This window comes from Mesorhizobium sp., assembly GCF_004962245.1.
Lineage (GTDB): Bacteria > Pseudomonadota > Alphaproteobacteria > Rhizobiales > Rhizobiaceae > Mesorhizobium.
The window spans coordinates 262908-286565 of the sequence record NZ_SUHQ01000004.1 but is presented as its reverse complement, the minus strand read 5'-3'; the positions used below and the strand labels follow the sequence as shown (position 1 = coordinate 286565).

Annotated in this window: 21 protein-coding genes and 1 pseudogene; 8 read left to right on the top strand and 14 right to left on the bottom strand. The window is 61.8% G+C overall.

Going from position 1 to position 23658, the window contains the following annotated elements:
* Positions 1 to 84: 84 nt before the first annotated feature.
* From E5X88_RS06645 to E5X88_RS06635, 3 genes are all read left to right on the top strand, one after another.
* Positions 85 to 1146, top strand: a complete 1062-nt coding sequence (locus E5X88_RS06645; RefSeq protein WP_292159438.1) for a LacI family DNA-binding transcriptional regulator — start codon at positions 85 to 87, stop codon at positions 1144 to 1146.
* Between the two features lie 638 nt (positions 1147 to 1784).
* Positions 1785 to 2315 (top strand): flavodoxin domain-containing protein, encoded by a 531-nt coding sequence (locus E5X88_RS06640; RefSeq protein ID WP_292159436.1) that lies wholly within the window; start codon positions 1785 to 1787, stop codon positions 2313 to 2315.
* Between the two features lie 73 nt (positions 2316 to 2388).
* Positions 2389 to 2949: a pyridoxamine 5'-phosphate oxidase family protein gene (locus E5X88_RS06635; protein ID WP_366929927.1), complete on the top strand. Its 561-nt coding sequence runs from the start codon at positions 2389 to 2391 to the stop codon at positions 2947 to 2949.
* 251 nt (positions 2950 to 3200) lie between these two features.
* Here E5X88_RS06635 and groEL read toward each other — a convergent pair.
* Positions 3201 to 4233 (bottom strand): annotated as a pseudogene (gene groEL, locus E5X88_RS06630) (chaperonin GroEL); the annotation flags it as partial.
* Between the two features lie 734 nt (positions 4234 to 4967).
* Here groEL and E5X88_RS06620 point away from each other — a divergent pair.
* The 3 genes from E5X88_RS06620 to E5X88_RS06610 are packed head-to-tail and all read left to right on the top strand — an operon-like array spanning position 4968 to position 6350.
* Positions 4968 to 5210 carry a hypothetical protein gene (locus tag E5X88_RS06620; protein ID WP_292159493.1) on the top strand — a complete coding sequence of 81 codons (243 nt, stop codon included), beginning with the start codon at positions 4968 to 4970 and terminating at the stop codon, positions 5208 to 5210.
* Positions 5211 to 5260: 50 nt separating this feature from the next.
* Positions 5261 to 5830, top strand: a complete 570-nt coding sequence (locus tag E5X88_RS06615) for a hypothetical protein (protein WP_292159434.1) — start codon at positions 5261 to 5263, stop codon at positions 5828 to 5830.
* A gap of 28 nt (positions 5831 to 5858) precedes the next feature.
* The gene (locus tag E5X88_RS06610) at positions 5859 to 6350 is read left to right on the top strand and encodes a tyrosine-type recombinase/integrase (RefSeq protein ID WP_292159433.1); all 492 of its coding nucleotides are present in this window, start codon (positions 5859 to 5861) and stop codon (positions 6348 to 6350) included.
* Between the two features lie 466 nt (positions 6351 to 6816).
* Here E5X88_RS06610 and E5X88_RS06605 read toward each other — a convergent pair whose 3' ends face one another.
* The 12 genes from E5X88_RS06605 to E5X88_RS06550 all read right to left on the bottom strand — a co-directional run bounded on the left by E5X88_RS06605 (position 6817) and on the right by E5X88_RS06550 (position 20767).
* On the bottom strand, positions 6817 to 7551 hold the full coding sequence (locus E5X88_RS06605; RefSeq protein WP_292159432.1) for an ABC transporter ATP-binding protein: 735 nt from the start codon (positions 7549 to 7551) through the stop codon (positions 6817 to 6819).
* Positions 7544 to 9265 (bottom strand): ATP-binding cassette domain-containing protein, encoded by a 1722-nt coding sequence (locus E5X88_RS06600; protein WP_292159491.1) that lies wholly within the window; start codon positions 9263 to 9265, stop codon positions 7544 to 7546. The genes E5X88_RS06605 and E5X88_RS06600 overlap by 8 nt, the downstream gene beginning before the upstream one ends.
* Before the next feature lie 43 nt (positions 9266 to 9308).
* Positions 9309 to 10142 (bottom strand): branched-chain amino acid ABC transporter permease, encoded by an 834-nt coding sequence (locus E5X88_RS06595; RefSeq protein ID WP_292159431.1) that lies wholly within the window; start codon positions 10140 to 10142, stop codon positions 9309 to 9311.
* A 67-nt stretch (positions 10143 to 10209) separates the two neighbouring features.
* Positions 10210 to 11361 carry a substrate-binding protein gene (locus E5X88_RS06590; RefSeq protein WP_292159430.1) on the bottom strand — a complete coding sequence of 384 codons (1152 nt, stop codon included), beginning with the start codon at positions 11359 to 11361 and terminating at the stop codon, positions 10210 to 10212.
* 53 nt (positions 11362 to 11414) lie between these two features.
* Positions 11415 to 12260, bottom strand: a complete 846-nt coding sequence (locus E5X88_RS06585) for a nitrilase family protein (protein WP_292159429.1) — start codon at positions 12258 to 12260, stop codon at positions 11415 to 11417.
* Positions 12261 to 12534: 274 nt separating this feature from the next.
* Positions 12535 to 13164: an ANTAR domain-containing protein gene (locus tag E5X88_RS06580; protein ID WP_292159427.1), complete on the bottom strand. Its 630-nt coding sequence runs from the start codon at positions 13162 to 13164 to the stop codon at positions 12535 to 12537.
* On the bottom strand, positions 13165 to 14298 hold the full coding sequence (locus tag E5X88_RS06575; RefSeq protein ID WP_292159426.1) for a transporter substrate-binding domain-containing protein: 1134 nt from the start codon (positions 14296 to 14298) through the stop codon (positions 13165 to 13167). It lies immediately after the preceding gene.
* Positions 14299 to 15089: 791 nt separating this feature from the next.
* A complete protein-coding gene (locus E5X88_RS06570) occupies positions 15090 to 15995 on the bottom strand; it encodes a LysR family transcriptional regulator (RefSeq protein ID WP_292159424.1) in 906 nt (301 codons plus the stop codon).
* 12 nt (positions 15996 to 16007) lie between these two features.
* Complete coding sequence (locus E5X88_RS06565; RefSeq protein WP_292159422.1) at positions 16008 to 17468, bottom strand: NAD-dependent succinate-semialdehyde dehydrogenase; 1461 nt, start codon at positions 17466 to 17468, stop codon at positions 16008 to 16010.
* Positions 17469 to 17549: 81 nt separating this feature from the next.
* A complete protein-coding gene (locus E5X88_RS06560) occupies positions 17550 to 18839 on the bottom strand; it encodes an SGNH/GDSL hydrolase family protein (RefSeq protein WP_292159419.1) in 1290 nt (429 codons plus the stop codon).
* A gap of 45 nt (positions 18840 to 18884) precedes the next feature.
* Complete coding sequence (locus E5X88_RS06555) at positions 18885 to 19862, bottom strand: transketolase C-terminal domain-containing protein (RefSeq protein ID WP_292159418.1); 978 nt, start codon at positions 19860 to 19862, stop codon at positions 18885 to 18887.
* Positions 19859 to 20767 carry a transketolase gene (locus tag E5X88_RS06550; RefSeq protein WP_366929926.1) on the bottom strand — a complete coding sequence of 303 codons (909 nt, stop codon included), beginning with the start codon at positions 20765 to 20767 and terminating at the stop codon, positions 19859 to 19861. Before E5X88_RS06550 ends, E5X88_RS06555 begins: the two co-directional genes overlap by 4 nt.
* A 219-nt stretch (positions 20768 to 20986) precedes the next feature.
* On the opposite strand from E5X88_RS06550, the gene E5X88_RS06545 reads away from it, so the two are divergent.
* Positions 20987 to 21997, top strand: coding sequence for an amidohydrolase family protein (locus E5X88_RS06545; RefSeq protein ID WP_292159416.1), 1011 nt, complete (start codon positions 20987 to 20989; stop codon positions 21995 to 21997).
* Positions 21994 to 22299: a NifU family protein gene (locus tag E5X88_RS06540; protein ID WP_292159414.1), complete on the top strand. Its 306-nt coding sequence runs from the start codon at positions 21994 to 21996 to the stop codon at positions 22297 to 22299. Before E5X88_RS06545 ends, E5X88_RS06540 begins: the two co-directional genes overlap by 4 nt.
* Positions 22300 to 22417: 118 nt before the next feature.
* On the opposite strand, the gene E5X88_RS06535 is transcribed toward E5X88_RS06540, so the two are convergent.
* Positions 22418 to 23485, bottom strand: coding sequence for an SDR family oxidoreductase (locus E5X88_RS06535; protein ID WP_292159411.1), 1068 nt, complete (start codon positions 23483 to 23485; stop codon positions 22418 to 22420).
* Positions 23486 to 23658 lie beyond the last annotated feature (173 nt).

The following is a 23658-nucleotide window of genomic DNA, read 5'->3' as shown; positions in this document are numbered from 1 at the left end:
GGCTTACATGATCAAAATAAATGCACAAAGGTTCTTCTTGCGCAAACTGAAAATTTTTCTCATAATTGCGGCATGAGATGCGAAATGACTGTGAAACCGTTACCGGGCAAGCGCGGCAAGAAGAGCAAGCGGGTTCGTCTGGAGGACATCGCCGAGGCATGCGGGGTTTCGCTCAGCACGGCCTCGCGGGCGCTCGCAGGTGAAAAAGGCGTCCGGCCTGAGGTCCGTCAGCAGGTTCTGGAGGCAGCCAAGCTCGCCAACTATGTGATCCCAACCGCGGTTGCCGGGCAAAAGGTTATTCTCGCCGCATCGAGCGCCGCAATGATTGACTATGTGCGCAACCAGTTCACCTTGTACGTGCTGGAAGGTCTTAAAGAACGTGGCCAGGCGTTGGGGCTGGAAATCGTGACACGACCGATCGCCGACAGGGCGGAGGAGTTGAATATTCTCAAGGAGGCTAGAGAAGACCCTCAGGTCGCCGGTCTCCTCTTCCTGACAATAGATGACGAGGGCATGCTTGCGGCGACACGCGGCTTCGACAAGCCGGTGGTGCTGCTCAATGGCGACGACCCTTTCATGCGGCTATCCAGCGTCACACCCTGCAACCGCTCAAGCGCGCGGCTTGCAGCCGATCATTTGATCGAGCTTGGTCACGAACGCATCCTGTTTTTGATGCGGCCGGGCCGGCGCACCATCGAGCGGCGTTACGAGGGCTGGCAAGACGCCCTGCGGCACCGTGGGCTTCCGGTTGACGCTGGTCTGGTGGTGCCGGTCGAGGACTGGTTGCCCGAGTTGGCGGCGCAAGCCATAGCAACGCGCATCGAGGCACGCGGCCTGGACTTCACTGCCGTCCTTGCCGCTGGCGATAGCCTGGCCGTCGGCGCCATGATGGGCGTTCAGCAACGGGGCTATTCAGTGCCCGGGGACGTCTCGGTAGTGGGAATGGACGACCTGCCGCAGGCGGCGTTCCTAAATCCACCGTTGACGACGATGCATATCCCCATGCGCGAAATCGGCTCGGTAGCACTCGACCTTTTGCGCGATAGCCTGTCTGGTTTGCCGATGCCCCCTCGCCGTGTCGAACTCGCGTGTCATCTCGTTGAGCGCGCCTCCACAGGACCGTGCCGGCCCATTTCCATTGTGTAGACAGGCGCCGGTCACGACCTCCCAATAAAGTCCAAACACCCGGTGCGTCAGTGCGGCATGAATCGACCGAAGTTAATGTCGGGAACTGACCCCGTTCCAGATCTACGTCGTACCTCAATTGTAGGTCCGGATCGGGTCACAACTTCTCGACCGGCGACCGTCGGCGAAGGTCCGAGAAAGATGGAAGACTGTCCTTTGAGTTGAAGCATCGAGAGGCTTAGGGCTCCGCCCTCGGCGCGCTTCGGAGCGCCTTCCGCCCAGCTTCGGTCGCTTCGCTCCCTGCAGCCGGTTCCCCGCGAAGGCGCCCACTCCGCTTACACACCCGCTGCTCGCCGCGAGGCAGGGCTGCAGCGCAGTGCTGCGCCGCACCCCGACCTCAAGACCGGCGTGGATGGGAAGGCTGACCGCCCCGCGGTGGATGGTCGTAGTCGGATGGCTTGCGGTGCTGATCATGGCTCTGGCCACGATAGGGTTCTTCGTGCTCAAGCGCCCAGTTCGCAGCGAAAGTGGTTCGTGAAGCCTATTCCATGAGCTATAATGCAGCGAATTGCTGTTGCGAAGCATTGAGGTACCGGCATGCCGGGGTGGCTCGTATCGATCGTCCCTATGAATGTCTCTTCCGCTGTCGGAGGGACATCGTGAACGTCCTGATCGTCTATGGAACGACCGAAGGGCAGACGCGGAAAATTGCCGCACGGACGGCAACGCATATTCGCGAGCACGGGCACCAAGTCGAGCTGCAAGATAGCGCAGCGCTCGCATCCGATTTGAAGCTCGGACCCTTCGACGCGTTCGTCATTGCCGCGTCGGTCCACCAGGAGCACCACCAGGAAATCGTCACGAACTTCGTGTTTGCCCATCACGAACTGCTGAACACTAAGCCTTCAGCCCTCATATCCGTCAGTCTGTCGGCGGCGCTGGAAGACCAAAAGACGGAAGCGCAAAACTACGTGGATCGCTTCGTCTCCGTGACAGGGTGGCAACCACGCATGACCCTCCTTCTCGGGGGTGCTTTGCGCTTCACCAAGTACGATTACTTCCAGGAGCAGTTCGTCAGATTCGTCGTCATGAAACGCAGCGGCGATCCGAGCCCCGAGCGCGATCACGAATTCACTGACTGGAACGCCCTCGCCGACTTCGCTGATCGATTTCTTGAGACGGCCGGCTAAACAGGAGGTGCCTGAGTCCGGCGCAGCTTACATCGACACCCTTCGCCGTCTTTGCCGGCGTGGCGCATGGAACATGGGGTTTAGCAGCCCCGCGAGCGATCGCGAATCCAGTGGAAGCAAGAAGTCCGCTTCCGCGGCATCGAGATGTACAGAGCGAAGCTCGCTCGTTCACCAGGGGAGTCCCGTGATCGTCAGTGAGATGACCGCCCAAGAATGCAGGATGCACCTGGCCGCGAGCAGGGTCGGGCGCCTCGCTTGCGTAAGAGACGGGATGCCGTACGTCGTGCCAATCAGCTTCGTTTACGAGGACGGCCACATCTACAGCTTCTCCCTGATTGGTCACAAGGTCTGGGCGATGCAGGGACATCCTCAGGTTTGCTTCGAAGTCGACGAGATTCGCAGCCCCCGCAGCTGGTGGAGTGTCATTGCCTTCGGTCGCTACGAAGAACTCTCCGAAGCAGGCCCCCGGCAGAATGAGCGCGACCATGCATGGTCGCTGTTGCAGAAAGCGCGCCCCAACTGGTGGGAACCTGGCAGCGAGACACCTCACTCCGAGGACAATGTGGCCAGTCCGCCTCACCTCTTCTTCCGCATCAACATCGAGAAGATCACTGGCCGTCGTGCCCTCGTCTGACCGGCTCAGTCTAGTTATGATCGCGCAGGCCGAACATCGGCAACACAGCGACCTTCGCCTTCGCGAATTGAATTGGCAAGGTCGCGCCATGAGCCGACCTTGCATAGCATACCGTGATCCTCGACGACTTGTCTCACCTCGATAGTGGACGAGATCATTGTTGGTGGTCGCGAGCCCGGACTACGGCCGCGAAGCGGTCAGAAATCCAAATCCATATGCTCGTGACCGGGAAGCTCCGGCGGTGGCGGGCCCGGGATTTCGGCCACCATGGCCTCCGTCATGATGAGGAGGCCCGCCACCGAGGCCGCGCCCTGGAGCGCCGTTCGCACCACCTTGGCCGGGTCGATGATGCCCTTCGACACCAGATCCCCGTACACGCCCGATTGGGCATCGTAGCCATAGGCGTTGTCGTCGTTTTCGAGGATCCCGGCGATGACGACCGAGCCGTCCAGGCCGGCATTGATCGCGATCTGCCGAGCCGGCCAGGTGATCGCCTTCCTGACGATCGCGATGCCGACCTGCTGGTCCTCGTTGCCGCCCTTGAGCTTCTTGAGCGCCCTGCCGGCGCGCAGCAAGGCGACCCCGCCGCCCGGGAGAATGCCCTCCGCGACCGCGGCTCTTGTCGCGTTCATCGCGTCATCGATGCGATCCTTCTTCTCCCTGACCTCGACTTCGGTGGCACCGCCGACCCGGATCACAGCGACACCGCCGGCGAGCCTCGCCAGCCGTTCCTGGAGCTTCTCGCGGTCGTAATCGGAGGTGGTTTCCGCAAGCTGATCTTGATCTCGGCGATGCGGGCCTCGATGCTTGCCCGCTTGCCGGCGCCGCCGACGATCGTGGTGTTTGCCTTGTCGATCATCACCTTCTTGGTGCGCCCGAGCGTCTCGAGGGAAACATTCTCGAGCTTGAGGCCCAAATCCTCCGAGATCACCGTTCCGCCGGTCATCAGCGCGATATCTGCAGCATCGCCTTGCGGCGGTCTCCGTAGGCCGGCGCCTTCACGGCCGCAACCTTGAGAGCGCCGCGCAATTTGTTGACCACCAGCGCCGCAATCACCTCGCCCTCTACATCCTCCGCGATGATGAGCAGCGGCTGGGCGGCCTGCACCACCTTCTCCAGCAGCGGCAGTATTTCGTTCAGGCTGGACAATTTCTTCTCGCTGATGAGGACATACGCATCCTGCATCTCGACCCGCATCTTTGCGCGATTGGTGATGAAACGGGGCGAGATATAGCCGCGGTCGAACTGCATGCCCTCGACGAATTCGAGTTCAATGCCGAGCGCCACCCCATTAGCGATGGTCGAGTTAGCAAACGAATTCGGTGGCCGCACTGTGTTGACGGTATCCCTCGTCCGACTCGAACCCCCGACGTGCGGTGGCGTGCGCGACAAACCTGAACGGAATCGGCCTTGAATCTACTCATTTCATTTCGCCAATCGAACACCAGGTCCTTCTCCATTACCTGAGATGAAAATGACGCCTGCCTCCTCATAGACTCTTTTGATGGCCTGGATTGTCACCGGCTGCGGTCCACGCGGACCAGTTTCCTCTTGCTCAATTCGGCTTACAGTATTGGGCATCACTTTCGCACGTGCCGCCACCTCGCGAACGCTTAGTTTCAAGAGTGCGCGGGCAGCGCGAGCTTGAGCAGGAATCATCGATAAGCTGTACCTTTTTCAATACACTGTATTGACAAATTACGTCTAGATTTATAAATACATGGTATCGATTAGTGATGCAATTTGCTGCGCCTTTCAATGTGAGAGCGTACACGGTTTGGAGCCACGTCGTGATCGGGACGCCGTCCATTTATCCGATTTTCACGTCTTTGCTGCCCGTTGCCGAATGGGCTGGAGAAACGCATTCCGCATCAAAGAACATTCCCATAGGGAACATGGCTCGGCTCTTCCGAAAACGGACACAGCGGAATGTCTGGTGCCACCGAATACATAAATTCCCTTTCTTTCGAACATCTCTGTCGCAATTCCGGCACGCGAACAACTTCGAGGCAGCGGCCGTGAAGAGTGACGCGCTATCGTATCCGCCACGGGGACTCGCCCGCGTGGAAGCTGCACGTTACGTGGGCATCGGACCGACGCTGTTTGACGAAATGGTTGCCGATCGCCGTATGCCGAAACCGAAGCGTATTAATAGTCGAGCGATTTGGGACCGCGTTGAACTCGATATCGCGTTCTCGGCACTACCGAGCAACGAAGGCGGTCTCGGAGCCTTGTTGGCGGTAAGCCCTAAGGCAAAGTAAAGTGGGCAGCAGCGGGGCTAGACTAGTCATGATTTGAAGGTGCAAAGGCCATGGCAACGCATCCCGACTATCCCGGCGCGTCTTCGCGCATCAAGAACGGCAAGACCATTTGGCGTTTCCGCGCCAACCGCCACGCGCCGCAAATCGCGCTGCTTGGTCAGCCTGGCGACGAAGCGTTTGAGGCGGCATACCGGCGCGCCGTCGAAGGTCAGTCCGCCAAGGCGGAAATCATCAACCTGCCAGGGCGAGCGCTGCCAAAGACATTCGGGCAGGCTGCGCTACGGCTCGAAGCAACTATGGAATGGGCCGACTTCGATCCGGCCACGCAGGACAAAAACAGCCGTTTGATCGAACGTTTTTTGAACACGCCCGTGGACCCTGCGCACGTCCTGACTTGGCGTGACGTGCCGGTGGAATACATGGACGCCGACCGGTTGCGTACGATCATCGAAGGCATTTTCAGGACGAACCGCACAGTCGCGAAACACACGCTGGTCGCCATCAAAAAGCTCTTGTGGGTGGCGATTGAAGTCGAGAAGTGGATCAAGCCGCAGGAAGATCCGTCGCTGTCGATCCGCGTCCTATGCGCTCGGTTTCTGGCTCGGCAACCGACGCGGTGATATCGCAGATCTTGAGTGGGAAGACCTTGTGATCGAGGAGATCGAGCTGTTCGAGGGCTCATTGGTGACCGTCGAGGCCTTCTCCTTCCGCCAAAGGAAGAACCGCAATCGCCACGGCGGGAGAGAGATGTTCATTCCCGTTGTCGACAAACTGGCGGCAGCGCTCACGCCGCTGGATCGCTCGAAGGGCGGCACCGTGCTGAAGAACGCGTATGGCAATCCGTTTTCAGAAAAGAGCCTGACCGGCATGATGCAGCATTGGACCAGGCAGGCAGGCATTTCTGACGGCTATACGCTACATGGGCTGCGCCGCACTTTCGGCACCTATCTCGCCGAATGCAACATCCAAGCGAGAGCCATCATGGAGGCAATGGGACATTCCTCAATGGCGGTGACCGACGAGTACGTGCGCGAGGCCAACAAGAAGCGCATCGCGGTCGACATCGCGCGAGCGATCAACCAGCGCGAAGAAAAGCGCGATCAAATGAAGCAGCGAACTAATTTACGGATCGTCCGGTGACACGGAATCGCAAACTGGAAGAGGAGGCGCATTCGGGCGCCTTTTTTGTCGCCTGCGCGAGCCGTGGGCCCAGCGTGGGCCAACCGTGGGCCTCTGGCTGTTTTTCTAAATAAAATCAATGGTTTTGGTGGGCCCGGAGGATCAACGTTTCCTATAGGAAATCAATACGTTAGCGGATGGTTCGCCAACCCATTTCCCTCGTATTCTCTCGTATGGTCTGGCGAACCTAAGGACCAGGAGGAGGACTAGAATTCCATGCACGCGTTTCTCTTTCATCCCATAAAAGGGTCGATGAACCCGCGTTGACCATAGGGTGCGAGCGCGGCTGGTTTGCGGCCGCAAGCAGACCGGTAGGTTTACGCCACGGATAGTCGGAAGCGAACGTTGAGGCACCCCGCTTGCATCGTCGGTTTCCGGTTCTCCCGTCGCCGCGACCCCTGGAATATCCAGGCCGGATGCGTGCACCCTAGATCTTCAAGTGTTGAAGAACGCGGCCCGCCGTTCCCTCCGCAACGTCGCCCGCATCATCGATGCGGCCGAGCTTAAGGACGGCCCAGCGATCGGCGATACCGAGCGCGAAGGGCAGGTTCTGCTCGACGATCAGGATCGTCGTGCCGCTGTCGCGGCGCTCCTCCTTGAGTGCGGCGGCGATGCGTTCGACGACGGATGGCTGCAGGCCCTCGGAGATCTCGTCGATCAGCAGGAGCTTTGGCCGCAGCATCAGCGCGCGGCCAAGGATGAGCATCTTCTGCTCGCCGCCCGACAGTGTCCCCGCCCGTTGCGACAGGCGCTCCCTGAGGAAGGGAAAATGCGCGTAGACCCGCTCGAGGGCCGGGGTAAAGCCGCGATCCGAGCGCAAGGCGAGACGCAGATTGTCGCGCACGCTGAGATCTTGGAATAGCGCCTGCTCCTGCGGCGCATAGCCGACGCCCGAGGCTATCAGCGAGGCCGGCGAAACGCCCGACATCGAGGCGCCGTCAAGGCGGATGTCACCCGAACGCAGCGCCACGAAACCGAGGATGGTTTTCAGCAGCGTGGTCTTGCCCATGCCGTTCTTGCCCATTAGCGCGAAGATCTGCCCGGGTGCGATGGCCAGCGACAGTGCCTCGATGATGGCAACAGGCCCATAGCCGCTCGACACGTTCGATAGGGACAGTTTCGGCGCGGTGGTGCTGGCCAGTGGCTGTCTGGTCTCAAGCATGCGCGCCTCCCGAATAGATCGTCCTGACCACTTCAGAATTGACGACGTCGCCGACGCTGCCGTCGAGCACAAGCCTGCCCTGGTGGAGAACGACGATCCTGGTCGAGATGTCGCGGACAAAGTCAAGATCGTGCTCGACCAAGATGGCCGCAAAGCCAAGCTCGCCGGTCAGCTTCTGCAGCGTCGCGCCGATGGTGGTGCGCTCGACCTTAGTCAGCCCCGCCGTCGGCTCGTCGAGCAGGATGAGTTTTGGCTCGAGCGCGACGACCATGGCGAGTTCGAGGCTCTGCTTCTGCCCATGCGACAGCAGTGAAACCGGGCGGCCAAGCATCTGGTCGAGGCCGGTGGAGCGCAGGATGTCGGCAGCTGCCTCAGGCAGTCCAAGCGTGAGGGAGCGGTGCAGCAGGCTCGGCGCCTTGCGCGAGGCGCGTGCCATGCGCAGGCAGTCGGCGACGGCAAGGCTGTCGAAGACACTCGCCACCTGGAATTTGCGGCCCACGCCGAGCGCCACGATCTCGTCTGGCGTCATGCCGCGGATGTCCTGGCCGGCAATGCTGACGCTTCCAGTCGTGGCTTCGGTGCCGTCGCTGAGACACCGCATCAGCGTCGTCTTGCCGGCACCATTGGGACCGACGAGGCTGACCAGTTCGCCGGGGCGCACCTCGAGGTCGATGCCTTGCAGTACCTGCAGGCTGCCGAAGGACTTGCCGAGGCCGCTGACGGAAAGCACGCGGTTGCCGCTCTCCGCGCCGTTGCCGGGCGGCTCGGCGGCAAGCGCAGGGCTGCCCGCTTGGCTCACCTGCTCTCGATCGCGGCGTGGCAGGACCATCCTGGCGAGTTGCGCCAGCCCGTTCGGCAACAGGATGATCATGACGACGAACAGCGCGCCGACGACGAGGTTCCACAGGAAGGGCAGGTCTCCGGAAAGCTGGGCGCTGAGATAGTCGATGCCAATCGCGCCCATAACAGGCCCGATGATCGTGCCGCGGCCGCCAAGGGCGGTCCAGATGACGATCTCGGTACCGAAGACGAAGCCGGTATTTTCAGGCGCCACCACGCCCGAGGCGTTGGCGTAGAGGAAGCCGGCAATGCCTGCGACCCCGGCAAGGATCGTTGTCAGGACGATCTTCAGCCGTTGCGGATCGAGGCCGAGATAGGCACAGCGTGCCTCGTTGTCGCGAATGGCGACGAGCAGCTTGCCGGCATCGGAGCGAGTGAAGACCAGGGCGATTGCAGTGGTCAGAATGAGGCAGATGCCGGTCAGCCTGAAATAGCCCGATAGCCCGAGCGGCAGGCCGGAATAGCCGACCAGCCCGCTGCTCGACCCGGTCCACACCCCGCCGGAAAACACCAGCTGCGTCACCACGATCGGCACCACCAGCGAGATCACCGTCGCATAGAGCGGCGTCGAGCCGTGGCCAAAAGACAACCAGCCGACCAGGGCGCCGAGCAGCACCGGCACGATGATGGCCAGCAGAAGAGCCAGCGCGAGGAGGGCAGGCGTGGCGCCGAGATGGCTGAGCACCATGGCGCTGGCATAGGCGCCGGTGCCGAAGAAGGCAGCCTGGCCGAAGGTGAGCACGCCGGTATAGCCCCAGAGGATATCGACGGTCACCGCCAGCATCGCGTAGATCATCGAGCGGGTCAGCACGTTCAGCGTGAAGCGGTCGAACAGCGCTGGCCCGATGAACAGCACGAGCGCCGTCGCAAGGATGAGCGCGGCAAACAGCCAGGCCCTCGGCGGGATGGAACGGCTCTCAGGCACGGGCAAATCCCTTCGGACTGATGCGCAGCACCAGGGCGCACAGGACCGCCACCGTGATGCCGCCGAGAATGGGGCTGACGAAGGTGCTGACCAGAACCTGCGCGCTGCCGAAAACGAGGCAGGCGATGGCCAGGGTCGAGAAGGACGAGCCGGCGACCATGACCAGCATGAACGAGCCGATCAGCCAGGCGACGCCCATGTTCGGGTCGACGCTGGTCAGCGGTGTGAGCAGCACGCCGGCGAGCGCCGCCAGGCCGGTGCCGACCATGAAGGTGGCGAGCCGCACGCGCGCGGTGTCGATGCCGAGCGCCCGCGCCAGCATTTCGTTCATGATCACCGCCTGCGCCGACAGGCCGAGCCGCGTACCTTCGAGCAGGAAGGTGAAGGCGAGCCCGATCACCAGTGCCGCCGCCACGGCGAACAGCCGGTAGAGCGAATAGCTGACGCCGAGGACATCGACCGTGCCCGACAGGAGATTGGGGGTGAACTGCACGTCGCGGCCGAACCACAGCGTGATCAGCTGGCCGATGACGATGCCGAGCCCCCAGGTCGCCAGGATGGCGTCGAGCGGCCGCCGATAGAGCGGCCGCACGATCACCAGCTCGGTGACGCCGCCAAGGATGGCACCGACAGCAAAGGCGATCGGCAGTGCCGCCCACGGGTTCAGCCCGAGGCCAGCGGTGGCGACGGCGCAATAGGCGCCGATGGTGAGCCAGGCGCCATGGGCGAAATTGATGATCTTCAGCACGCCGAAGATCGCCAGCAACCCGCCAGCGACGATGAACAGGATCGCCGCCGTCGTCACCATGTCCAGAAGAAGCGTCATGGCAGGTCCCCGATGATGTGGAACAGGGCGGCGCAGGACTGCCGCCCCGTTGCGATCCAAGGCGCGGTTACAGGTTCGGGCACTGTTCGCCGGGATCGACGCCTTCGAACGTGTCGACCAAGCCGACCGAGCCGTCCGCCTTCACCTGGCCGAGATACATGGTCAGCGGTGCATGATGCTGCTTCTTCATCGAGACCGCGCCGCGTGGGCCGGTGAAGGATACCTCGGCCAGTGCCGCCAGCACAGCGGCGGTGTCGGTCGTCCCGGCTTTCTCCACCGCCGCCTTGTAGAGGTAGATGCCCTCATATTCCGGCACCGACAGGTCGTTGGGGGTGCGCAGCTCGGCGCCGAATTTCTTCTCGATGGCGGCGAGGAAGGCGTTGTTGGCGTCGCTGGCGATGCCGGTGACATAGGACGCGGAAATGAATATCCCGGCAGCATCCGCGCCCATGCTCTTGGCGGTTCCCTCGTCGACGGCGAGGTTGCCATAGGGGATTGTGACGCCGGCGCCGCGCAGCTGCTTGGTCAGGGTCACGTTCGGCGCGCCGCCGGCCGTCGAGGTGATCACCGCATCGGCGCCGGAGCTCTTCAGGTTGGAGATGATCGCCGTCCAGTCGCTGCCTTCCATCGGCAGGTACTCCTCGCCGACGACGCTGGCGCCCGACTTCTCGATATAGGCCTTGGCGAATTCGAGCATGCCGCGGCCAAAGGCGTAGTCGGAGCCGATCAGGAAGAATTTCTTGGCGCCTTGCGTCTTGATGAAATTGTCGACGATCGGCGGCACCTGCTGCTCCGGCACCCAGGCGTTGACGAACAGGTTGGCGTTGCAGGATTTGCCCTCGTAGAACGAGGTGTAGATGTAGGGGATGTCGCCCTTGGTGATGATCGGCAGGCCGGCATTGCGGGCAGCACTGGTCTCCATGGTGATGACGGCGTTGACCTCCTTCTGGAAGACCAGCGAATCGAAGGCCTTCTGCGCGCCTGCGGCACCCGAGGCATCATCGGCGATTTCCAGCTCGAGCTGGCGTCCAAGCACGCCGCCGGCGGCATTGATTTCGGCGACCGCCAGTTCCGCCGATTGCACCACCGAAGGCGCGACGACGCTGTTGGCACCCGACAGTCCGACCGGGACACCGATCTTGATCGGACCGTCCGCGGCGAAGGCGGCGCTGGTCAGGGCGGCGCTGGCGAATGCAAGGATCAGTGCTTTGTTCTTCATGGTATTCCCCTTTCTCTGGTTGATCGTACCGGGTAGTGCCGGCTTCTTCTTGGTTATCCGTAGACGTCTGCGCGGCGGTCGCCGATGGCGTCGTTGCGCTCGCTCAGCGCCCGCGCCTTGGCGACTTCGCCGAGGTTGATCGTGGCGATGAGGATTTCCTCGTCGGCTTCGCTGGCCGGCCCGGCGATCGGCCAGCCGGTCGGGCCGACGATCAGGCTGCGGCCGACAAAGGGCTGGCCGCGCTCGGTGCCGACGCGATCGGCGCAGGCGATGTAGAGGCCGTTGCTGTGCGCCGCCGCCTTGTGCAGGATGTTGGCCATCGGCTCGAGGTGGTCGCCCTGGCCGGGCATCGGCACCCAGTTGGTCGGCACGCAGATCAGCTCCGCGCCTTTCAGCGCCAACTGCCGGTAGGTCTCAGGGAACCAGCCGTCATAGCAGATCGCCACGCCGATCCTGCCGACCGCAGTCTCGAACACCGGCAGGCCGAGATTGCCCGGTTCGAAATAAAGCTTCTCGCGGTTCCACAGATGCAGCTTGCGGTAGGTGCCGATGGGACCGGCCGGCCCGCACAGCATGGCGGCGTTGAAGAACCGGTCGCCGTCGCGCTCGGCAAGGCCGCTGACGATGTGGAGATTGAGCTCGTTCGCCAGCGAGCACAGCAGCGTAGCGCTGCGACCATTGGGAATGGGCGCGGCGAGCGCGGCAAGCTCTTCCCGACTGTCGAAGACATAGCCGGTGTCGGCGAGTTCCGGCAGCACCACGATCGCCGCACCGAGGCCCGCGGCCTGGCGTGTCAGCCGCTCCATCGCCTCCAGATTATCGTCCAGCCGGCCGATCGCCGGCTGGAACTGGATACAGGCCAGACGCAAGTCCGCCGTCGCTTTCGCATGTGTCGTCAAAGCCTTTCTCCAAACGCAAAAAACCCCTGGCGCGGATGTCATCCGCGAGCCAAGGGCTACATAGCCATCGATGTGAAACGGCATTCCTGCCGATGAGCAAACCTGCTCGTGCTTTAAGAAGTTGCACGACTGGAAGATCGCGTCAAGGGCCAAAAATGATGGCCGCGAGCGAGATCGATTTCTTCTGCTTATTGAAATAAAATCAGCATGTTATGGAGAATTGTTACAGCTACCGTCAAGCTGCCGTGCTCACGTTCGCCCGTCGGGCGTCAGCCTATTTCTGGCCGCCTTGCGAAGAAATCCCGAAGCCGAAAGTGCGCATCGCTTCCTGCGCGGCGAGGATACCATCGGCCACCGAAACCAGCGCGACGCGCTTGGATGTCGCCTGGTCGCGGATAAGCTTGTAGGCGGTCTCCTCGTCGACGCCGTTCATTTCGACCAGCACCTTGACCGCCTTCTCGATCGTCCGGCGGCCTTTGAGCGTATCCTCCAGCTTGCGCACCTTGTTCGCCAGCCGCCCTTCATAGCCATAGCGGTAGCGGGCCAGCGCGAACTGCGTCAGCACGCCCAGCTGCCTGAGCGGCTTGGTGATGACGCCATGGGCGTTGAGGTCGATGATCGCCTTGATCGAGGTCGGGCTTTCATAGGTGACGATGGCGACCACAGCGGCATTGGCGCCTTCGATCAGCGACACCATCGCATCGGTCGGCGCTTCGCCGACCTGCACGAAGACCGTGTCGATGTCGCCGGGGATGGTAGCGGGCGGCGGCCACGCCGCGCGCACCTCGCAGCCCAGGCGTCGCAAGTGGTCGACAAGGGCTGCGCCATCCTCATCCTTCGGGTGGACGACAAGGATCTTCGCCTGCCGCAGGTCGTTGAGAATGCGTTTGAGCGTCGCGGTCATTTACAGCCACGGCTCTTCGAAATGGGTGGAGGCGAGGTAGGGGTCTGGCCGGATCGGCGCCTGCGATTGCCAGGCGATGTCGAACTGGCCGGTGGCGTTGGCGATGCCGATGCGCGGCGTCGACCAGACGTGGCGGTTCTCCTGGTCGAACATAATGCGTCCCTCCGGCGACGCATAGTCGACCTCCAGCGCGGCCTGTCCTAGACGGTACGTGTCGAGGGTTCCGGCCTTCTCCAGTGCGCGGGCGAACAGGTGCACCTGGGTATAGGCCGTCTGCGACCACATGGTCGCTGTCGTGCGGTCGCCGAAACGGCGGGCGAGCTCGCCGACGAAGCGCTGGTTCTCGCCGCTGTCGACGCTCGCCAGATAGGGTGCGGCCAGCACATGGCCGGTGCAGTGCTCGGCGCCGATCACCCGGATCTCGCCCTCGGCCAGAGTCAGGCTGGCGATCGGCCGTTTTGCCCGGTCGATGCCGGCCTCGGCATAGAGCCTGTAGAGGATCTGCGCGCTGCGCCCGATCACCGTCGAGAACACCGCGTCCGGCGCGGCCTTTTCGATGTCGGCCATCAGCCGCCGGATCCGGCGCTCGTCAGCGTCGAGCGGCACATACTGCTCCTCGATGATCGTGCCGCCCTTGCATTCGAGGAGGTCGCGCATCACCCGGTTGGATTCATGCGGGTAGATGTAGTCGGACCCGGCCATGAACACGCGCGGCCCGTAACGCTGCAGGATGAAGTCGGCGAGCGCAAACGTGTTCTGGTTGAGCGTGGCGCCGGTGTAGAGCACGTTCTCCGAATATTCGAAGCCCTCATAGATCGACGGATACCAGAGCAGGCCGTTGTAGCGCTCGACGATCGGCAGCACCGCCTTGCGGCTGCCCGACATCGAGCATCCGAAGATGACGTTGACGTCGTCTTCGGTCAGAAGCTTGCGGGCCAGCGAACGGAACGCCTCGGGATCGCTGCCCGGATCGTAGGCGATCGGCTCGATCTGCCGCTCCAGCACGCCGCCGGCGGCATTGATCTCCTCGATGGCAAGAGCCGTCCCATAGAAATGCTCGCTCTCGGTGACCGAGGTGATGCCGCTGCGCGAAAAAAGGATGCCGACGCGCCAAGTCCCGGCTGTTCCTGTCACGGCAATCCTCCCTGCGCTTTTCCGCAAGGCCTATTGCACATGAGGCGTGATGGCAATCGTCATTAGATTGCTGCTGTGGTTGCGTACAGATGACGTACCGCTTGGCTAGGAGGCGATTCAAATCGCAGCGCGCCTCTCTTTTGGCTAAACGTCAAGAATGCCCCAAGCAGCCGACATTGCGGCGGCCACTCTGCACGACCGAAGTTGGCGCAAAGATGCAATCCGTAGAAGATGAATGCGATCGGCGAGTGGCCGGACCAGCTCCTTGAATCGACTTCGGCGAACCGCTTCGTAACCTATTGGCGGATAACGATTATTTTAGTCACTGAGGGACGTCGTCTTTTCAACAAAAACAAGCAGTTAGCGGGTGGTTAGCCAACCCGTATCCTTCGTATGTTCTCGTATTCGGTGGCGAACCCAGTAAAGAGGACTCCAGTTGAGGCTCTGCTCGTCAATCATCGAAGCAACGACGCAGAGGCGTAGGAAAGTATGTTGGTGGCAGAGAGGCGCAACCACCGATGCCGACTTTCGCTGATGGTGGCCATCTGAATGGAAAAATCGCCTCGAAGCAAAACAGCACGATAATCCTGGTCCACAATGAGCCCGCTCGATACCCGACAGGCAACTCTGATCATGCTGGAGCACCCGCCCCTTTTGAATCGCCTGCTGACCCAGCGATTTGAGAAACCATTCCGGCTTGTGCGGCATCATCCCGCCCATGGTAAGTTGCTCTACCGCACTTCGTTCCTCGCTTACCAACGCTCCCGGAGACGAAAGGGCGAAAGCAGCGATCAAGAAATCGAGACCTTCTCACTCAGAAAGTCCAGAAGCGCGCATACACGCACGGGGAGATGTCCACCTTCACCTAGGTAAACGGCGTGGATCTCTTCGAGATCTCCAGCGTTAATTTCCTCGAGGACTGGCACCAGCCGGCCAGCCTCAATATCCTTCTTCACTTGAAAGCGAGCCAGTCGGGCGAGGCCTAGGCCACTTATGACGAGTTCCCGCAGGGATTCCCCGTCGCCAATACGAGCATTTCCAACCAGCGGAACGCACATTTGCTCGGTGCCTTTCATGAGAGGCCACCCCTCGATCGGCCGAATATGGGCAAGGCCGAGGCGATTGTGACGTTCCAGATCTTCGGGCGTTTTCGGCGTGCCGAAGCTTTCAAGATATGAAGGAGAACCAACGATAATCATGCCAGTCTCACCAAGCTTGCGAGCAACAGTGTGAGAGTTTCTCATCGGACCGCTTGTCACGATCACGTCTGTTCGTTCTTCCCGAATGTCGCCAATAGCGTCGACGAGATAAATGTCGAGCGTGACCTTCGGATTCCGGGAAAGGAATTCGGAAACGAGCGGCAGAAGAATATGCGTTCCTATTGGTCTGGTGGCGCTAACACACAAGCGGCCCGACGGTGCTTCGCTGGCCGTAGCGCAGCTTTCGGCCTCGTCGATATCGGACAAGATCCCGACACAGCGTTCGTAAAAAATGCGCCCTTCAGGCGTAAGATGGAGCGTTCGGGTGGAGCGATTGAGTAGCCGAGCGCCTATACGTGCTTCCAGCCGCGAGATCAATTTACTGACACCCGAGGGAGTCACTCGGTGGGCACGCGCGGCTGGCGAGAGGCCTCCCAGGTCAACGACGCTTACAAAGACTTCCATTTCGCCCGATCGGTTGACCTCCGGTCTTGGCATCCTACATCTCCTCTAGAGGCCGAGGCCGCCGATGCAGACATATTTGGTGTCGAGATAGTCCTCGATGCCCTGATGTCCGCCTTCCTTGCCGAGGCCAGACTCCTTGACGCCGCCGAACGGCGCTTCAGGCGTGGTGATGAGACCTTCATTGACGCCGACCATGCCGTATTTCAGCCCTTCCATGACCCGGAAGGCGCGGCCGAGGTCGCCGGTGTAGAAATAGCAGGCAAGGCCGAATTCAGTGTCGTTGGCCAGGGAGATGGCCTCATCCTCGGTTTCGAACTTGAATACCGGCGCGACCGGACCAAAAATCTCTTCCTTCATGAAGCGCATCTTCGGCGTCGCGTTGGCGATCACCGTCGGCTGGAAGAACGAGCAGCCAAGTGCGTGGCGCTTGCCGCCGGCGACAACCTTGCCGCCCTTCGAGGTTGCATCGGCGATCAGTTCCTCGACCTTCTCGACCGCCTTCTCGTCGATCAGCGGCCCCTGTTGCACGCCCTCTTCCAGGCCGGAACCGACCTTCAGACTGTCACTGGCGGCGGCGAGCTTTTCGACGAACTTGTCATAGACGCCGGCCTGAACCAGGAAGCGGTTGGTGCAGACGCAGGTCTGGCCCGAATTGCGGTATTTGGCAGTGATCGCGCCGGCAACGGCGCGCTCGAGATCGGAGTCGTCGAAAACGATGAACGGTGCATTGCCGCCGAGTTCCATCGACACCTTCTTGACGGTGACGGACGACTTCTGAATGAGCAGCTTGCCGACCTCGGTCGATCCGGTGAAGGTGATCTTCGACACCAGCGGATTGGCGCAGATCTCGTCGCCGATTTCGCCGGCGGCACCAGTCAGGATGTTGATGACGCCCTTGGGGAAGCCAACTTCCTCGGCCAGCGCGCCCCAGGCAAGGCCGGAGTAAGGCGTCTGTGTCGCCGGCTTGACGACCGCGGTGCAGCCTGCGGCCAGCGCCGGGCCGAGTTTGCGGGCAAGCATCGAGGACGGAAAGTTCCACGGCGTGATGGCGGCGATGACGCCGACCGGCTCCTTGGTCACCAGGATGCGGCGGTCGGCCCACGGTGACGGCACGACGTCGCCATAGGTGCGGCGGCCTTCTTCGGCGAACCACAGGATGTAGGACGCGGCCGAGCCGATCTCGCCCTTCGATTCAAACAGCGACTTGCCCTGCTCGATGGTGAGCAGTTCGGCCAGCACGTCCTGATTGTCCATCATCGCATCGTGCAGCTTGCGCAGGAGCTTCGAGCGTTCGAGCGCAGTGGTCTTGCGCCATGTCTTGAAGGCTTCGGCGGCGGCCTCGATGGCGCGGCGGGTCTCGGCCTTGCCCGACTTCGGCACGGTGCCGATCTTGAGGCCGGTGGCCGGGTTGTTGACGTCGACCGTCTGGCCGCTGTCGGCCTGCGCCCATTCGCCGTTGATGAGATTGGCCTGCCGCATGAAATGGGACCTGCTCCTGGAAGTCATTTCCAAATCCGCTGGTTTCGCGACGGACCCAATTCCATACGCAGGAGACCTTGGCACTGAGGTTGAACGCATGGTCGTTGATCACTGGTTGCCGAACAGCACGTCGAGCGTCATCGCATCTGCAATGGCCTTGGTGCCGCCGGCACCGGCATGCAGATGATCGCCGGAATCGTATTCAGCTTTCATATGCAGGGGATTTGCAGGATCCCGGATGATCGCATCGAGATCAACGACGGCATCGAATTCGCCGCTGGTGCGGATCCATGCATTGACCTTCTGCCGAAGCTCGTCGCGCTGTCGGTTGTAGTACCCCTCGAGCGGGCTGCCTGCGAGTGCGTTCTCGAACGGTGTCAGTGTGCCGACGACGATCCGGACATTTCGCGTGTGGGCCTGGGCGATCAGCTGTCGAAATCCGGTGACAATGTCGTCAAGGGTTGGAAATGGATCCCTCGGTGCGAAGCTTTGTCCAGGCCAGGCGATATCGTTGATACCGATCAACACCACGACCGTCTTGACATTGGGCTGGCTGAGAACATCGCGGCCGAAACGGGCAAGCGCGTTCTCGCCCATCCGACTCTGCAGCAGGCGGGCGCCAGAAATACCTGCGTTCAGCACCGCGACGTTGTCGCCGGCAAGCCGTTCGGCCAGAAAGTCAGGCCACCTGACATTCTGGTTGAGACCCGAAGCGGCGCCATCGGTGATTGAATCGCCGAGGGCGACCACCGTCCTCGCGCCCTGCGGCGCCTCCACCAGAACGTCAGTGAGAAAGATGCGTGTCGTAATCTCGCTTGGGCCGTCGATCGCCGCAGCCGACACCTGGTTTCCGGCGCCGATATAGCCGGTCTGCTCCGCATCCCAATGAAATGTCGACAACGGCGTCGGGCTGGCCACAAACAGCGAGACGGATACGTCGCCGCGCGCCGGAACGTCGAGGTCGATCGGATCGCTTATCATCGGCGCGCCAGGCGGAACAATCGCCGTTTGCGATCCACTGAAGGTCAATACGCGATCACTGCCGTCGAGAATGGTTGAGCCACCACCTGCCAGCGCAATATGCACGGCGTTGATGACCAGCGGTTCCGTGCCGTACTCGTTCGAGATGACGACACGCAGCCGATTACCGCCGAGGCTCAGACGTACGACCTGGCGCACCGTCTGGTTCCACAGGTTGAACGGCAGCATCGTCGGCAGAGGAAAATCACCATCCCAGACTGGCTGAGGGCTGGCGGCCCAGCTGCCGATCCAGGTCATGCTATCGGCGGCACGCGACGGTGAGGCAAGGGCGACGCCAGCCGTCACGATTGTCGTCAGCGTCACGCCTATCCTGGCGCCACGGTAGATACATTCGCACATATGGCCGATCCGTTTCACGTATGTCCTCCCAGAGGTTCAACTCGTTGCTGCGCCAGTCCCTGCTCAAGCGAGCAAACCTGCCGCGATTTCTTCGATACCGGCGCTGTCCAGCTTGTAATGCGCATAGAGATGGGTCGGCGGCGCGATCAGGCTGTATTCGTCGTGGATGCCGTGGCGGCGCAGCTTCACCGGAAGCCCTTCCCCGGCGATCACCTCGGCAACGGCGCCGCCGAGACCACCCAGAACATTGTGCTCTTCCACTGTGAGCACCATCCTGGCGTTCGTGGCCGCCTCGAGAATGGCCTCGCTGTCGATCGGCTTGACCGTCGCCATATCAAGCAGGCCGACGCTGTGACCTTTGGCGTTCAGGGCTTTGGCCGCCTGAAGCGCCGGATGCACCGTCGAGCCGCATGCGATGATGACTAGGTCCTTGCCATCGAGATGCTTGATTGCCTTGCCGAAGACGAAAGGTTTGCCAGCCTCGTAGACCACCGGGTCGCGCCCGCGCTGGGTGCGGATATAGATCGGCTCTGCATAGTTGGCTGATGCTGCGATCACCGAGGCAAGCTGGGCGCCATCGGCGGGAGCCACCACGGTCAGACCGGCTATCGAGCGGGCGATGGCGAGGTCTTCGGTGGCGTGATGCGAGGTGCCGTAGAAGCCGAGCGAGATGCCTGCATGATGACCGATCAACCGGACCGGCAGAGCGGAGTAGGCAACGTCCATGCGAATCTGTTCGCAGCACAAAAGCGCCAGGAAGGAAGCGAATGTCGCGACATAGGGCTTGAGCCCTACCGCGGCCATGCCGGCCGCTGCCGACACCATGTTCTGCTCGGAAATACCAAACTGGACGAAGCGCTCCGGGCATCCCCGCGCGAATTTCGCCAGACCGTTCGAATATTGCAGATCGGCGGTTCCGGCGACCACCGGCTCGCCACTCCGGACCAGCTCGAGCAGCGCGTCGGATAACGCGTCGAGGCCCGGCGTCTGGGCATTCAGCTGGCGATACTGCCAAGACTTTTCGGATAGCGGCCGGTTCATCCCCTTATCTCCATTGCCTTGATCTCGGCGATCGCCCTTTCGGCGTCGACCGGATCGAGATAGCCGAGATGCCAGCCCGGTTCGGTCTCCATGTAGGAGACGCCCTTGCCCTTCACCGTCTCGGCCACGACCATGACCGGGCGGTCGCGCGCCGTGTCGGCCTTGAGTGAGCGCAGCAGCGTCGTCACCGCACCAACGTCATGGCCGTCGACGACGTGGGTTTCCCAGCCGAAGCTCCGCCATTTGTCGACGATCGGCTCGACGGTGATGATGTCGTCGACGGCGCCGTCGAGCTGGTAGCCATTACGGTCGATGATTCCTATCAGACGGTTCAGCCTGTTGTGGGCGCCGAACAGGGCCGCCTCCCAGACCTGGCCTTCCTGCAGCTCGCCGTCGCCGATCATCACGAAAGTATGGAAGTCCTTGCCGAGAATGCGGCCGGCCAGCGCCATGCCGCAGCCGGCCGACAGCGCATGGCCGATGGAACCGGAACTGAAATCAATGCCGGGCACCTTGCGCATGTCGGGATGGTCGCCGAGCGGATTGCCGAGGCGCGTGTAGCCATCGAGGATTTCCGTCGGAAAGAAGCCAAGATCGGCAAGGATCGGGAAGAGCCCAACCGCCGCGTGGCCCTTGCCCATCATGAAACGATCGCGCTCGGCCCAGTTCGGCTCACCGGGCTTCAGGCGCATGACGCCATAGTAGAGCGAGGCGAACAGCTCGGCGGCCGAAAAGGCCGAGGTATAGTGGCCGACCTTGGCGATCTCGATCAGCCGGATCGCCTCCAGACGGGAGAACAGTGCTTTCTCCTTCAGCATGGCCAGTTCCACCTCGTTCGGTGCGAATTCAGCGCGACCGGCGGGCGGCGAACTGTTCGGTGTCCTGTTCTTCTGCTTTCCCAGCACGCTTTTTGTCCTCCACGCGAACGCCGATCTCACCTTCGGCTTTGTGTCGTTTTCTAACCGTCCAGCGGTCATTTCGTTGGCAATTCATTCTGAAAACTGACTGCGGAAATGCTGAAAAATCCGAGTCCGATTGGCGTGCTAAAGACGAGCATCAGGCGATCCGTTTGCCGCTGCAATTTGCTGTGGCGGCACGATCGGCCATGCAAAGCGGAGGAAATCATGAAGGACGGAATGTTTGTCTTCGACGCAGCGGTCCATTGCCAGGACTTCACCGACAGGCAGATCAAGCCCGGCAGCGACGGGCGCCGCGTGCGCGTGCTGCGCGAACAGTTGAAGGGCTTCATCGACCTCACCGCGCGACGCGGCCCGGAGGCCAATCCCGGCTTCTCGTCACCACCGGACCTCGACTGGGCGAACGCCGCCCTCTTCGAGAAGAGCGACACCGATCTCGCCATGGCGTGTTCGGTGCCGCTCTTCGCCCATTGGAAGGCCGGCCTCGGTCCCGTCGAACTGAGCTACGAACTGGCCAAATCCAACCCGTCCCGCATCCTTCTTACGGGCGGCGTCGACCCCGCTTACCAGGGGCTGGACTACGCACTTGCCGAGATGGAACGCCAGGTGAAGGAATGGGGTGCCGTCAGCATGAAATTCTATCAGTACCAGATGCGTGGCTGTCAGTGGCGCGCCGACGATCGCGACGTTGCCTATCCGCTATGGGAGAAGGCCATCGAGCTCGGCATCAAGATGGTTCAGTTCCACAAGGGCTTTCCGCTCGAGCTCGGACCGGTCGAAGCCTTTATGCCGAACGACATCCAGTATGCGGCGGCCGATTTTCCGGAACTCAATTTCGGCATCCACCACCTGGGCGATCCCTATGTTGCCGAAACCATCTCGATCGCCAGCCGGTTCGAAAACGTCTATCTGATCCTGCCGTTGTGGTTCAATCAGTACTTCCTGCAGCCGCACAAAATGCTGCACAGGCTCGGCGAGGCGCTGCTTTTCGTCGGCAGCGACCGCATTTGTTACGGTTCGGAGGCGTTCATCTGGCCCCACATCCAGCCCTACATCGATGCCTGGGCGACGATGGAGATGCCGGACGAACTGCAGGACAAATACGGCTATCCACAGCTTACCAGGGAGATCAAGGAAAAGGTCTTCGGGATCAACTTCGCCAATGGCCTCGGCATTGATCTCAACCGCAAACGGGCCGAGCTGGGGCTCGCTGCATGACCGCCGGTGGCCCGCAGATCAACGCGGACGGACTCGAACGGGCGCTCGCCGGCATCCGCCCGCTGGTACTCGGCCATGGCGGCAACATCGAAATCGTCGATATCGAGAATGGCGTCGTCACCGTCGAGCTGACCGGTGCCTGCGAGGCATGCCCCAACATCGCCATGACCTATGCAGGGCCGATCCGCACCTTCCTGTTGGAGGTCCCTGGCGTCAGGGAAGTGAAGTGCCGGCGGATGCATGCATCGAAGCGGACCCTCGACCGCATCGCCCACATGCTGGGCGCCCGCCCCTTCGAGTAACGACGGCATCGGCCGAGGCGGCGGCCCGATTCAGGCCCGACAAGATCACCATCTCGCCTGTTCGCAAGGAAAAGCGGCGCTGTCGACCAGCGCCGCCTCAAGCAGATCCGCAGCCGCGTCACGGAATGACGCGTTCGCGCCGCAAGCGATCGAAGACGTCGATGAACGATCGGTCGGTGTCCTGATAGTCGAGGAAGCCGAAACGGCGGCTCTTCTCCATGCTGTTGACACATTCCATAGGCCGGCCGAGGTCGAGGTCGGTGTGCCACGGAGAGGCCAGCATGCCAAGCCTGTTCGGCTGCAGACCGTGTTGGGCGACCAGCCCATCCCAAGCCGGGCCCGAGTCCTTCATCTGGTCCTCAAGCTTGACCTGCCTGTCGGGGTAAGGCGCGGCCTCGATGCCGAAATAGTCGGCGATGACGTTCCACAGCCGGCTCCACCGGAAGACGTCGCCATTGGCGGCGTTGTAGGCTTCATTGCCGGCATTCGGTTCGGTAGAGGCCCAGACGATCTGCCGGGCCAACAGACGCGCGTCGGTGATGTCATTCAACCCCTGATAGGCCGCGGGATGGCCGGGAAAGAAGAACGGCTGTCCGGTTGCCTTGCAGATCGACGCATGCGTCGCCAGCGTGGCGCCGATATTCATCAGGTTGCCGACGGCATAGCCGATAATCGTATGCGAGCGATGCACGCTCCAGCCGAAGCCGCGTTCCGCCGCCGCCCCCATGACGATGTCCTCCAGCGCATAGTAGAAGTTCTTGTGCGGCAGGCGCGGCTGCTCTTCGCGGAACGGCGTCACGGGCGTGCTCTTGGCATAGTGTTCGAACGGGCCGAGATAGTGCTTGGTGCCGGTCACCACCGCGACATGTTCGACGCAGCTCTTGCCCTTGAAGGCATCCAGCACATTGCCGAGCATGGCGCCATTCAGCCGGATGTTCTCGTCTTCGTCGGCGCCCCGGGTCCAGGTGCAGTAGAAGATATGGGTCGGCTGGAGATGCGCCAGGCTCTGGACCGTCTTCTCGCGATCGAGGACGTCGAGGGCGATCGTGTTCACGTAACTCGCACCGAGCGGCCGCCGCCGGGAGATCCCACTGATCTCCCAGCCACCTTGCTCGGCAAGATACTCGGCGACATTCAATCCGACGATGCCGGTAACACCGACGACTAAGGCGCGCTTTTTATACATTGGGATCTCCCTGATGCTGTCGTCCACCCGGCGCGATGCGGCCCATGGCGATCGATGAAATGTTAGGCTTGAGTGTCGAGGAGCGGCAGCCGGCTGCGTTTCCAAACAGCTGTGCCCCCGTGTCAATGCGGATGATGTCGGCGGCCGATCATCGCGGCAGATCGGGCGCGTGC

Excerpts from the sequence above, each read along its gene's own strand:
- E5X88_RS06645 (WP_292159438.1), top strand. The coding sequence starts at position 85 with ATGACTGTGAAACCGTTACCGGGCAAGCGCGGCAAGAAGAGCAAGCGG.
- E5X88_RS06635 (WP_366929927.1), top strand. The coding sequence starts at position 2,389 with ATGGGGTTTAGCAGCCCCGCGAGCGATCGCGAATCCAGTGGAAGCAAG.
- E5X88_RS06615 (WP_292159434.1), top strand. The coding sequence starts at position 5,261 with ATGGCAACGCATCCCGACTATCCCGGCGCGTCTTCGCGCATCAAGAAC.
- E5X88_RS06605 (WP_292159432.1), bottom strand. The coding sequence starts at position 7,551 with ATGCTTGAGACCAGACAGCCACTGGCCAGCACCACCGCGCCGAAACTG.
- E5X88_RS06595 (WP_292159431.1), bottom strand. The coding sequence starts at position 10,142 with ATGACGCTTCTTCTGGACATGGTGACGACGGCGGCGATCCTGTTCATC.
- E5X88_RS06590 (WP_292159430.1), bottom strand. The coding sequence starts at position 11,361 with ATGAAGAACAAAGCACTGATCCTTGCATTCGCCAGCGCCGCCCTGACC.
- E5X88_RS06580 (WP_292159427.1), bottom strand. The coding sequence starts at position 13,164 with ATGACCGCGACGCTCAAACGCATTCTCAACGACCTGCGGCAGGCGAAG.
- E5X88_RS06570 (WP_292159424.1), bottom strand. The coding sequence starts at position 15,995 with ATGCCAAGACCGGAGGTCAACCGATCGGGCGAAATGGAAGTCTTTGTA.
- E5X88_RS06565 (WP_292159422.1), bottom strand. The coding sequence starts at position 17,468 with ATGACTTCCAGGAGCAGGTCCCATTTCATGCGGCAGGCCAATCTCATC.
- E5X88_RS06555 (WP_292159418.1), bottom strand. The coding sequence starts at position 19,862 with ATGAACCGGCCGCTATCCGAAAAGTCTTGGCAGTATCGCCAGCTGAAT.
- E5X88_RS06545 (WP_292159416.1), top strand. The coding sequence starts at position 20,987 with ATGAAGGACGGAATGTTTGTCTTCGACGCAGCGGTCCATTGCCAGGAC.
- E5X88_RS06540 (WP_292159414.1), top strand. The coding sequence starts at position 21,994 with ATGACCGCCGGTGGCCCGCAGATCAACGCGGACGGACTCGAACGGGCG.
- E5X88_RS06535 (WP_292159411.1), bottom strand. The coding sequence starts at position 23,485 with ATGTATAAAAAGCGCGCCTTAGTCGTCGGTGTTACCGGCATCGTCGGA.